Here is an 11,388-nt window from a genome sequence, read left to right as displayed (position 1 = left end):
GTACCCCATGATAGAGTTTGTGCGCCAGCACAAAGATGTATTCAAAAACTTAGACAGGATCATTTTGGCCGGTATGACCGGGCTGTTTCTACTTTACGCAGCCTCGGGCATCTATGTTGTCGAGGCCAACCAGGCGGCTGTTTTGCGCCGTTTCGGATCGGTTTTGGAGACAGTGGGGCCGGGCATCCATTATCGTCTGCCCTGGCCTTTTGACCAGGTGGACAAGGTCAGCATAAGGCAGGTCAAGACCATGAACGTGGGTTTTTCGCCGAACCTGCAGAGCCAGGCCGCCCAATACCAGAGCATAACCCCCTATTGCCTTACCGGGGACCAAAATATCATCCATGCCTCTTTCTCCATTCAATACCGCATCTCAGACCCGGCCAAATACCTGTTTCAGGTTAACCGGCCGGAAAATGTTTTGAAAAGCCAGGCCAACCAGGTGATTTTAACGACCATTGCCCAAGGAGGGGTGGACTCGCTTTTAACCACCGGCAAACGCCAACTGGAAATGAAGATAAGGGAGGACCTGACCAGGGCAATAAAAGACTCGGACCTGGGGCTTTCCCTGGTGAGTATAGAAACCAGACAGATCCAGCCGCCGAATTCGGTGAGAGGAGCCTTTAAGGACGTAATCAACGCCAGGGAGGAACGCTCCACTGCCATTCACCAGGCCAACAACTACAAAAACAAGGTGATCCCCGGAGCCAAGGCCAGGGCCCGGGGCATGCTGGAAAAGGCCGGGGCCGAGGCCTTTGCCAAGGTATCGGCGGCTGAAGGAGAATCCAGCCGATTCAGGGAGCTGTTCAGGGAATATGTAAACGCGCCAAAGGTCACCAGGGAAAGACTCTTCCTGGAGCTGGTGGACAAGGCCCTGCCCAGGGTCAAGGTATATGTGACCACCTCCGATCAAAACGGCAGGCCGGTAAAGCTCAAACTGGTTCACCGAAAAGGCGCCGCAGGCCCTCGGCCCGACGGCCTGGACCAGGCAAATGCCCTCCCGAAAAGCGCCCAGGACAGACGTGAAAATTATCTGCAAAACCGCTCCGAACTCCCCCCAGACATCACCGAGGCGATCAGCCAAGGCCGGGTGGTCCAGGGCATGACCGCTGAGCAGGTCACCGCCAGCCTTGGCGAACCGGACCAGGTGACAGTCCTCACCAACAACCCCGCCGGTGATGAACGCTGGGATTATGCCCAGGAGTTCATATTCTTTAAAGGATCACGGGTGGAAAGCTGGGTGGCCGAGCAGTAGTAACCGGTCCGGCCGCCCCTCCGGCATCCGTCCCCTTGCCGTGAAGTTTTTTACACTTTGTAATCCCGGCACGGGTCTTGCTATATTCCAGCAACAGACCTTTTACGCGGATCTGGGAAAAGCCTCGCCTCAAGTGGAGCGGCAAATGGGTCGGGACCAGGCACATATTATTGATCTTAAATACCTTTCTGAAACCATGATGCGCATGGCCAGGGCCAGCGACTTGAAAAGCCTGGCAGGCATCATCTTTGATTTCATCTCCACCGTGATCACTTTCGACATGTGCGTCATCTACAAGCTGAACCGGGCCGGAGAGGAACTGGAAGTGGTCGCCTGCAAGGGGGCCAGTCTACCCGCCCTGAGAAAACGCAACCGCTTTCAGGTCGGCCAAGGGGCCGTAGGCTGGGTGGCGGCCAGGCGAAAGGCCCTTTTGGTGCGGGATGCGGATCACCTGGAGGATTTCAATATCCGCCAGTGCAAACCCGAGGATCCGCCGATAAAGAGTTTTCTGGCCGCACCCCTGGTGGCGGGCGACGATTTAAAAGGGGTTATGAGCATCTCAAGCACCAGGCCGGGACAGTTCCGGGAAAAGCAGGTCCAGCTTATCTCAATCATCGCGACAGAACTGGCCACCCTGATGCAGACCAACTTAAGGGTGCGGGAGAGTGAGGAATTTTCCAGCCGGATTTTGGAGAGCATAAACAGCGGGGTGATGGTGGTGGATAAAAAAGGCCGTTTGCTGGCCTTTAACCAGGCGGCCCAAAAAATAACCGGCCACACCATGGAAAAGGTCCTGGGCAGGCACATAGATCGGCTGAACCTGACCGAACCAGACAAAAAGCTGAAAATATTGGAGACGCTCCACAATGAAACCCCGCTTTTTGAGGCCAAAAACCAGCTAAGGCAAAAAGACGGCAAATGGGTGAATGTACGCCTGAGCACCTCTTTACTGCGGGCCCAGGACGGAACGGTAAAGGGCTGCATCTGCATCTTCAGGGACACCACCATGGAGGACAAGCTTACCGAGCAGGTGATGCGGGCCGAAAAGCTCTCCGCAGTCGGCAGGCTAACCGCCGGGCTGGCCCATGAAATGTGCAACCCGCTTTTGCCGATCCGTACAGCCAGCAGCATGCTGAGGCTAAAGGCGGAAAGGCTGGGAGAAGACCCCACCTGCCTAAGCCTTTTGACCACCATTGAGGATGAAAGCGAAAGGCTTAACCGTTTTTTGCAGAACATCCTGCACCTTTTCTGCAAAAATCCCCCGATGGTCTTTAATTCCGTTTGCAGGGTGGGGGAAACCGTTCGGGAAACAGTGAACCTCATGGCAGCGGACTTGAGAAAAAGGGAAATCTCTCTCGACTTTTTTTCCGACAAAGCAGAGGCTCTGATCAACCTCAGCAAGGACAACCTGAAACAAATCCTGCTTAACCTGATCATAAACAGTGTGGAGGCTATTGAAACCCGGGGAAAAGGCCCCAGACGCCTTTGCCTTGAGACCTTCACGAACTCAGGTGAGCTCTTCCTCAAGGTATCGGACACGGGCTGCGGGCTGGACCCGGAAGAGAAAAACAACCTGTTTGACCCCTTTTACACCACCAAGGAGCACGGAACCGGCATAGGGCTTTATATTGTGCACCGCCTGGTTATGGAAGCGGGAGGAAGAGTCTCTATGGAAGACTTAAATCCCAAGGGAACCTGTTTCTGCGTGGTTTTCCCCCTTAGTAAAGATTCCGCCTGCCAAATGAAGCTGCCTGGAGATTGATATGCCTGTTCCACATCAAGCCAATATTCTCTTAGTTGATGACGAAGCGGCCATTTTAAAAACCCTTTCCCTTTTATTGCAAGAAGCGGGCTGGCAGGTCAGGGCTGTGGCCGGAGGCATGGAGGCCTTGAACTGCCTGGATCAGGATATCTATGACCTCATGATCACAGACCTACGCATGCCCGACTTGGACGGGCTCAGCCTGTTTCAAAAGGCCAAGGGCAAGGACCCTTTGCTGGAGGTGATATTCATCTCCGCCTATGCGGACCTTAAAAGCGCGGTCCAGGCGGTGAAGAACGGGGCCTTTGACTATATCCATAAATCGTTCACCCCGGACGAACTTTTGCTCACCGTGCAAAAGGCCCTGGAGCACAGGCATCTGCACCAAGAAAACCGCAAACTGAAAAGGGCGCTAAATAACAGGGGCAATTTCCAGGGAATGATTGCCAAGAGCCAGGAAATGCAAGAGCTGGCCGATATGGTGGAAAGGGTGGCCGAAACCAAGGCTACGGTGCTTATCTCAGGTGAAAGCGGGGTGGGCAAGGGAATGGTGGCCCGGGCCATTCACAGCTTGAGCACCGGAAAGGACAAACCGCTGGTGACCATAAACTGCGGCGCCATTGCGGAAACCCTGGTGGAAAGCGAGCTGTTCGGCTATGAAAAAGGAGCCTTTACCGGAGCCTTGCGCACCACGCCGGGCAAATTTGAGCAGGCTCATCAGGGCACGGTTTTTCTGGATGAAATCGGTGAATTGCCCCTGGCCTCCCAGGTGCGTTTTTTGCGGGTTTTACAGGAAAAGGTGATCCAAAGGGTGGGCGGTTCGGCCGACCTGCCGGTGGATGTGAGGGTTATTGCGGCCACCAACCGTAATCTGGAAGCCAGGGTGGCCCAGGGCAAGTTTAGGGAAGATCTTTTCTACCGCCTTAATGTGGTTCATTTAAGCCTGCCCCGCCTGAGCCAAAGAAAAGAGGATATACCTCTGTTGGCAAAGCGCTTTTTAGGTGACTATGCCGGGCGCTATGAGAAAAATCTCTCTGAAATAGACCTTGAGGTGCTCTACCTCTTTATGAACCACCCCTGGCCAGGCAATGTAAGGCAACTACAGAACACTGTGGAGCGGGCAGTGGTAATGGCAGGCCCACAGGACCGCACCTTGCGCAAAAAACACCTTCCCCGGGGCTTTGCCCCGGTAGACTCCCTGGCGGAATCCCTGAACCGGGATCTCACCTTGAGGGAGCTGGAAAACCTTTACATTGATAGGATCATGGAAAGGGAAAAGGGCAATAAGGCCAAGGTGGCCAGAATCCTGGACATAAACCGGCAAACCCTTTACAACAGACTCAAAGTTAACTGAGCCTGTATCACGAAAAAACGCGGCAAGGCACCCAAATCCCTTACCGCGTTTCGCCGGACAGTTTAAGATTAAGGGGTATATCAGGGCTCACCCTCCTTGCCGTGATCCTTCAGGGAGAGGGAATGCCCTTCGCCCAAATAAAAACCCAACAATCCGGCCCCAACCCCCAGGGTGGCCAGCCTGATCACCCAGGGTAAAAAGCTGTTTCTGGCAAACAAAGCCAGATCCTGACCCTTTTCTCCTCCCATCAACATGGCAATGATAAAGAGCAGAAACATAACCGCTCCGCCGAGTACACTTAGCAAAACCGAAGCACTGAAGACTGCCTTAAGCGATTTGATCATCTATGCACCTCCCTAGGCCAGGAAATTGGGCAGGAACCCGACCATAATCAGAACAGCCACAAACAGATGGGCAAAGACCCAGATAAAGGCCAGCTTGGAAGTCTCTCCAATTCCTGAATCGGCAATACCCATGGCCGCGAACATGGCCAGAGCCAAAGGCGGCGTCATGCCTTCCAAGGCCCCGGTGATGGCCGGCAGGATGCAGGCAGCCAAAAGCGGGTCCATGCCGCCTGCGGCCATGATCGTTACAATGGCCCCGCCGAAAATGGCGATCTGGGCCGAGCCCGGCAGGATCATGCCCAAAAGACAGGTAAAGACCGGTATAACCAAGGCCAGTTGCCAGGTGTTCATCTGCATATCCTGCATCACATGGCCCAGTCCTTCCCCCACACCGGCGGCCTTGAAAAGATAAGATATGGAATAGGCGAAATAAACCGTGGCCGCAACCGGCACCACCTGGCGCGAGCCTCCCTTGAAAAGGTTAAATAGATTGGTTGCGGAAGCCCCGCCTTTTATCTGTTTTCTGCTGATGAAAATGGCATACAGAGTGGCCAGGCCGGGAGCAAACAAAATTACACTTTTGGAAAAGGCCTTGGCTCCCTTGGCACCCAGAATATCCTTGATAACCGTGGAGCCGAACTCAAAGTCCAGGTAAAGGGGCAAAAAGATGATCACCGGCACCAAAAGCGCGGGCCACTGGTGTTTGAATACTTCACCCAATTTGGGGAGCTGCTCTTTAGGGACCGGCTCCACCTTGTAGTGACGGCAAAAAACATAAAGGGTTATGACCCGTTGCAAGATAAAATAAGCACCCACCCCCCATACGGCCATCCAGAAGTAGGAAAGGCTGTACTTCTCGGGATAAAGGGTGTTCAAGACCCCAAAGGCCAGGAGGATGGTTCCGGAAGGCGGGATGATCGGCCCCAGGGAGCTGGCCGACATCTCAACTGTAGCTGCCAGGGCGCGGGGGAATTTGGTCTTGACCATGGTGGGTATGGTGAAAACTCCGGTGGCCGCCACATTGCCCGGGCCGGTGCCGGAAAGAGAGGCCATGAAGGTGCTGCCGAAAAGGCTGACATACCCCGCCCCGCCCCGCACCCTGCCGACCAGGGCCAGGATCAGATCGATTATGGCCAGGACCACATTGGTCTTGCCAAAGACAAAGGCCAGGGCCAGAAAACCCACAATGGCGTAGAACAGGGTGTTGGTGGCCGGCTTGATCAGGAAGTCCCAGAACTGGGCGGCCGCAAGGCCCTTGTCAAGGTTGGTTCCCCCCCAGAGGATCACAAAAAAAACCACCACATATCCCACCAGCATGGCTTCGTATATGGGCCTTTTCATGAAAACGAACCAAAGCACAATAACCGCCAAAAGGCCCAAGAGATAAACAATATCCAACCCCATCTGAACTCTCCTGTATCTCGGGACAAACCATTGTCAGCTTCTCTTTGATCTCCCATTCGTCAATCAGACAGAGCGAGTAAGTAGCAAATGCCGTGCCGTGGCTCAAGCCCCGCCTAATGGGGCACATCAGCGGCCAATGTCTATTAATTCGACAAAAACAGGCTATAAACCCGATCAAGTCATGTATAAAAATTAGACACCTCTCCCCGGAAGCCGTTATTCCCGGCTGGTTAACGGTAAATAAGCCATCCCTTGATAAACGCTTTAAAGAAGTTGTCATGCCTCTTCTAGACGGCCCGAATTGGTGGCATGCAAATTGCTGGCTGCTTTGTGGCAAAGAGGCCTGGCAGGGGTTCAAAGCCAACCAGGCAAAAAAAACAAAGCGCTCCCTCCCGCCCGGCAGGATGCCAAACTCCCGGAACGGGTTGGAACACCAAGGAGTCGGCAATGAGCAAAAGCGAGCTTAAGATACTGTGCCCCAACGGCCACCTGGGATTTGCGCCTTCCAAGGAAGGCAGCTTTGCCCTGGGCAAGGAACAACACCCGGATTATTACTGCTGTGACTCGGGCAGCGACGACATAGGCCCGGTTCCCTTGGGCGAAGACGCCTGCGCCAGCCCTTATGCCTGGCAGGTCCATGACCTGGAGATGATGCTTCTGGCGGCCCGCGAACAAAACGCACCCATGATCATCGGTTCAGCCGGAGATACGGGCTCCAACAGCCGGGTGGACATGTATGTGGACATAATTAAAAACCTGGCTCAAAAACACAACTTAAAACCATTTAAGCTGGCCTATTTTTATTCAGAGCTTCCCCAGGCCGCGCTTGAGGCCAAGATGGATGCGGGGGTGGAGATTAAAGGCCTGGACAACCGCCCGGCCCTGACCAAGGAAGAGCTTGACGCCACCAGCCGCATAGTGGCCGTGGCCGGGGTGCATCCCTTTATTGAGGCGCTCAAGCAGGGCGCGGACGTGATCATAGGCGGCAGGTGCAGCGACTGCGCGGTCTTTGCCGCCCCGGCGATCTTTGAGGGCTTCCCCCCCGACCTTTCCTACTACCTGGGCAAGGTGCTTGAGTGCGCCTCTTTCTGCGCCGAACCCTATGGGGCCAAGGAAAGCGTTCTGGGCGCCATCACCCAAGAGGATGTAAAGGTGACGGCCATGCATCCGGACCAGCGCTGCTCAATCGCTTCTGTGGCGGGGCACGCCATGTATGAACGTTCAAACCCCTATTACGAATATGTGGCCGGCGGGCTTTTGGATATGACCAACTGCTCCTATGAACAGTTCGATGAAAAGACCTGCCGCATAACCGGCCCGGTATTCAAGCCCCGGGAGGACCCCTATCTGGTCAAGCTGGAAGGTTCGGGCAAGGTGGGCGAAATGCGGGTGGGCATTGCAGGCGTGCGCGACCCCTACTCCATCAAAAACATAGACAAGGTGCTTGCCTGGGCCAGGGAGCAGGTTGCCGAACAGATGAAGGGCGTGGACTATGAGCTTCATTTCATTGTCTACGGTAAAAACGGGGTAATGGGGGACATGGAGCCCCAAAAGGAGATCACCTCCCACGAACTCTGTGTGGTGATCAAAGGCGTGGCCCCCACAGCCGAACAGGCCGAACTGGTGGCCACCATGGGCACCAGGGGCATCTTCTATGCCCGCCTTCCCGAAGTTAAGGGCACCGCGGGCACAGCGGCCTATACCGTGGACGAGGTGCTCACAGCCAGGGCGGCCCATCGCTGGACCATGAACCATGTGGTGCCGGTGAAAGACCCCATGGAGCTTTTTGAACTGCACTTTGACCAGGCCGGGAAATAGCCCAAGGCTCCCAACCAGCCTGAATGGAGAAAAAAATGAAGACCAAAAAGCTCACCGAGCTGGCCAAAACCATACGCAGCAAAAACGCGGGCACAGACAAAATCACCTTTGACATCATCTTCACAGACCCCGAGATATATGAGCTGGTAAAAAAAAGCCGGGCGCTTAACAGAAACTCCGTAGCCGAGCTGTTTGCCATAGACCAGGACAGGATCAGCGATTTTGTGGAGTTCGACCCTGCCTTTGCCATCAAATTCACCATTTACCGGGCAGAACCCAGCGGCAGCCCCGGTGAGAGCGACTGCTTTGGCTGCCAGCAATATCCCCCCCTTTTGGACCTGGAAATAAAAGTGCCTTAAGCACCATCCCGGCTCCCTACAGGGGGCCGGGAACGCCTTTTTACGCCCAGGCCATTTAAGTAGCATCCCCCTTTAATCACTTGCCTTGCATTCAAAGGCAGGCCAGGCATACAATCTCTTTTAAACCACCCGGCAGCTGTTTTCTTTATACTAGAATGCCCTTTTAATGCCGGGCTCATAAAAGGGGGGGAAAGCACATTTCATGAAAAAACGCACCATTATCATGGCCAGCCCGGCCTTTGGCCGCCAGGGCGAGGAGTTTTTGGAAACTCTTGCTTCAAATGGATTCAATCTGGTGGATTTAAGGGAATACGATTTATCCATAGATGATCCCAGACTGCAAAAGGCCCTGCCCCATGCCTGGGGTTTCATTCCCGGCAATCTTCCTGTTTTTGGCGACGAATTCTTCAAGCTGGCTCCCGAGCTGCGCTTCATCTCCAAGCTGGGGGTTGGCCTGGATAATATTGACCTCAAAGCCGCCACCAAAAACAAGGTTCTTGTCTGCAACAATCCGGGAGCCAACACCACAGCCGTGGCCGACTTCACCCTGGGGCTGATCCTGAGCCTGGCCCGGCGCATTCCGGCCGCAGACCAAAGCCTGCGCCAAGGCGGATGGCAAAAATACCTGGGCATGGAACTGAGCGGCAAGACCCTGGGGCTCATCGGACTGGGCCCCATTGGCAGGGCTGTGGCCCAAAGGGCGGCTGGTTTCGGGCTTAAACTGATGGGCCACACCCTTCATTGGCCCGAGGAATTTGCCGCTCAATATGATATCGCCCGGGTTCAACCAAAGACCCTGTTCAGGGAAGCGGATATCATCAGCCTGCATTGCGCCCTCACCCCCCAGACCAGCCACCTGATAGACCAAGAGGCCCTTTCCCTGATGAAGCCGAGTGCACTTTTGATAAACACCGCCCGTGGCGGGTTGATCGACTCCCAGGCTCTTTTCAAGACCCTTGAGCAAAATTCCATGGGTGGAGCCGCCCTGGATGTGTATGAAGTGGAGCCTTTAAAAGACCCATCATGGTTTGAACTCGAAAACGTGATCCTGACCCCGCATATGGCCTGGGCCAGTCATGAGGCCCTTTACAGAATGTGCCGGGAAACCGTGGATAACCTGCTCAAAGCAGCCCAAGGCATAAAACCAAAAAACCTGGTTAACCCGGAGGCTTGGTGATATGGGACGAATATCCCCGGCCGGATAATTCTAAAGAGAAGGATGCCTCAGCTGATAACCGGTCTCTTTCTGATACCTGTGGGCCAGCCCCAGGAGGCTGGATTCCTGGTAAAGGGAGCCTGTGAAAACAATGCCCAGGGGCATATGGTTGTCTGAAAGGCCGTGGGGTATGGCCAGCTCGGGGTGACCGGTCAGGTTGGTCAGCAAGCCTCCCAGGGTGAGACGACCCAGCAAAACGTCGACCTGGTCCATGATCCGGCTGGTCTCTTCGATCAAAAGACTTCTGGCCCGGTTGGCCTGTAGATATTCCACGCCGGGCACATACCTGGCCCCCCTGAAACGGGCGGGCCAGTCACTGTGCTGGAAATCGTCGGATTTATGTCCCTGGTTCAGGTTTTCATGAAAAGCAGCGGCCTCGACCATCATACCCAGGGAAGAGGCCTTGACCAGGCGTTTTAAGTAGGCGTGATCTATTCCTTTCAGCTCTTTTATTTGGGCTCCCATATCCGCAAGCCTCGAGAGGGCCTTTTCATGACAGGCCAGCACCTGGGATATCCACGAATGCTTAATCTTTCTTTTAAACAGGCGGGACACATACCCAACCCTGATCTGCTTGAGGTTAATCTTGGGTTCCCAGGCAAAGCCAAGCTCCTTTACCGACCGGTCCTTTTGATCCGGCCCGCAGACGGCATGCAAAACCAGGGCGCAGTCCTGGGCAGACCTGCACATAGGTCCGGGCTTGTCATAGCTTGGCGCAATGTTCATACAGCCATGGCGGCTAACCCTGCCAAAACTTGGCCTAAGGCCGCTTACCCCACACAAAAGGCTGGGGCTTATTATAGACCCATTGGTCTCTGTCCCCATGGCAAACCCCACCAGGCCCGCGGCAACCGCGCTGGCCGGGCCTGCCGAAGAGCCTCCGGAACCATGCCTCGGATTCCAGGGATTCAGAGTCCGCCCCTTGAAATACCGATCCCCTGTTGCCAATTCCCCAGGCGCGAGTTTGGCCAAAAGCACAGCCCCGGCTTGGGCCAACTTTTGCGCCACAGTGGCGTCTTTGGCAATCACCCTGTACTGATACCTTTTCAATCCCCAGGTGGTGGGCGTGCCTTTTGCACTGAAAATATCTTTCAGCCCATAGGGAATGCCGTGCAAGGGCCCTTTGTAGTTGCCCTTTGCCAGTTCCTCATCCGCCTTGGCCGCCTGTTCCAAAGCCAGCTCATGGCAAATCGTAACCGCGCAGTTTAAAAGGGGATTGTATTTATCCATCCTGGCCAGATACATTTTGGTCAATTGGACCGAAGAAATATTTCCCTGCTTGATGAGCTGGGCCAGCCGAGAGAGCGGATAAAATGCCGCATCCTGGATTTGGGCAGGCGGATTAACCGGCCTAAGCTCCAGCCTTATGCTGTTTGGTTGTTTTTCTAAAACCTTTCCTTGAGGAAGGGGATCAAAATAAAGGCTGAGCGGAGTCTCGTTCTCCAAAGGCAGGTTCCGCAATTCCCAATAGGCCTTCAGGTTTTGATTAAGCCGGGAAAGAACCTCACGCCTCTCTGGCTCGCTAAAGGAGAGCCCCGAAATTTCCTCTGCCTTTTGCATCATTTCAAGGGTGACTTTTTTGCCCTCCTTGGCCAGGGCTGCCAAGGCCCCGGGCAATAAGGTGGCGCCCAAACCCAAAGAGCCCAAAACATTTATAAACACTCTGCGCTTCATGTTTTTCGCCTTTTCACGACTCTTTTCCCTGAGGTTATAACAACCTATAATCAGATAGCTTTGCAAGTAAAAATCTTTTGCGCCCAATTATCCTTCTCCCGGTTGAAACAGGCTCTTCTGCAATAACCGGCATGGTTGCCCAAAGGTGAGAAATATTGATGGCTTGATTAATTATTAAGTTATTAACTCATTAATCCATCAA

Annotated in this window: 9 protein-coding genes; 6 read left to right on the top strand and 3 right to left on the bottom strand. The window is 54.3% G+C overall.

Going from position 1 to position 11,388, the window contains the following annotated elements:
- Window positions 1-7 precede the first annotated feature (7 nt).
- From hflK to X474_RS10875, 3 genes are all read left to right on the top strand, one after another.
- Window positions 8-1,255 carry an FtsH protease activity modulator HflK gene (gene hflK / locus X474_RS10885; RefSeq protein ID WP_044348812.1) on the top strand — a complete coding sequence of 416 codons (1,248 nt, stop codon included), beginning with the start codon at window positions 8-10 and terminating at the stop codon, window positions 1,253-1,255.
- Window positions 1,256-1,400: 145 nt separating this feature from the next.
- Window positions 1,401-3,017, top strand: coding sequence for an ATP-binding protein (locus X474_RS10880; protein WP_044348811.1), 1,617 nt, complete (start codon window positions 1,401-1,403; stop codon window positions 3,015-3,017).
- 1 nt (window position 3,018) lies between these two features.
- The gene (locus X474_RS10875) at window positions 3,019-4,371 is read left to right on the top strand and encodes a sigma-54-dependent transcriptional regulator (protein ID WP_044348810.1); all 1,353 of its coding nucleotides are present in this window, start codon (window positions 3,019-3,021) and stop codon (window positions 4,369-4,371) included.
- Window positions 4,372-4,451: 80 nt separating this feature from the next.
- Here X474_RS10875 and X474_RS10870 read toward each other — a convergent pair whose 3' ends face one another.
- Window positions 4,452-4,715: a hypothetical protein gene (locus X474_RS10870; protein ID WP_044348809.1), complete on the bottom strand. Its 264-nt coding sequence runs from the start codon at window positions 4,713-4,715 to the stop codon at window positions 4,452-4,454.
- A gap of 12 nt (window positions 4,716-4,727) precedes the next feature.
- The gene (locus X474_RS10865; protein ID WP_044348808.1) at window positions 4,728-6,119 is read right to left on the bottom strand and encodes a TRAP transporter large permease subunit; all 1,392 of its coding nucleotides are present in this window, start codon (window positions 6,117-6,119) and stop codon (window positions 4,728-4,730) included.
- A 447-nt stretch (window positions 6,120-6,566) separates the two neighbouring features.
- Between X474_RS10865 and X474_RS10855 the strand changes: the two genes are divergently transcribed.
- From X474_RS10855 to X474_RS10845, 3 genes are all read left to right on the top strand, one after another.
- A complete protein-coding gene (locus X474_RS10855; RefSeq protein WP_044348807.1) occupies window positions 6,567-7,937 on the top strand; it encodes an acyclic terpene utilization AtuA family protein in 1,371 nt (456 codons plus the stop codon).
- Between the two features lie 35 nt (window positions 7,938-7,972).
- Entirely contained in the window at window positions 7,973-8,296 is a 324-nt protein-coding gene (locus tag X474_RS10850; protein WP_044348806.1) for a DUF4387 domain-containing protein, read from the top strand.
- 202 nt (window positions 8,297-8,498) lie between these two features.
- A complete protein-coding gene (locus X474_RS10845; RefSeq protein ID WP_044348804.1) occupies window positions 8,499-9,473 on the top strand; it encodes a phosphoglycerate dehydrogenase in 975 nt (324 codons plus the stop codon).
- Window positions 9,474-9,503: 30 nt separating this feature from the next.
- On the opposite strand, the gene X474_RS10840 is transcribed toward X474_RS10845, so the two are convergent.
- Window positions 9,504-11,186 (bottom strand): amidase, encoded by a 1,683-nt coding sequence (locus tag X474_RS10840; RefSeq protein ID WP_044349086.1) that lies wholly within the window; start codon window positions 11,184-11,186, stop codon window positions 9,504-9,506.
- Between the last annotated feature and the right edge of the window lie 202 nt (window positions 11,187-11,388).

Source organism: Dethiosulfatarculus sandiegensis (assembly GCF_000931935.2).
Taxonomy (GTDB): Bacteria; Desulfobacterota; Desulfarculia; order Desulfarculales; family Desulfarculaceae; genus Dethiosulfatarculus; species Dethiosulfatarculus sandiegensis.
This window is presented reverse-complemented; position numbering and strand designations above follow the sequence as displayed.

Bases quoted from the DNA above. Each gene is read 5' to 3' on its own strand.
- X474_RS10875 (WP_044348810.1), top strand. From the start codon at position 3,019: ATGCCTGTTCCACATCAAGCCAATATTCTCTTAGTTGATGACGAAGCG.
- X474_RS10865 (WP_044348808.1), bottom strand. From the start codon at position 6,119: ATGGGGTTGGATATTGTTTATCTCTTGGGCCTTTTGGCGGTTATTGTG.
- hflK (WP_044348812.1), top strand. From the start codon at position 8: ATGATAGAGTTTGTGCGCCAGCACAAAGATGTATTCAAAAACTTAGAC.
- X474_RS10845 (WP_044348804.1), top strand. From the start codon at position 8,499: ATGAAAAAACGCACCATTATCATGGCCAGCCCGGCCTTTGGCCGCCAG.
- X474_RS10850 (WP_044348806.1), top strand. From the start codon at position 7,973: ATGAAGACCAAAAAGCTCACCGAGCTGGCCAAAACCATACGCAGCAAA.
- X474_RS10855 (WP_044348807.1), top strand. From the start codon at position 6,567: ATGAGCAAAAGCGAGCTTAAGATACTGTGCCCCAACGGCCACCTGGGA.
- X474_RS10880 (WP_044348811.1), top strand. From the start codon at position 1,401: ATGGGTCGGGACCAGGCACATATTATTGATCTTAAATACCTTTCTGAA.
- X474_RS10840 (WP_044349086.1), bottom strand. From the start codon at position 11,186: ATGAAGCGCAGAGTGTTTATAAATGTTTTGGGCTCTTTGGGTTTGGGC.
- X474_RS10870 (WP_044348809.1), bottom strand. From the start codon at position 4,715: ATGATCAAATCGCTTAAGGCAGTCTTCAGTGCTTCGGTTTTGCTAAGT.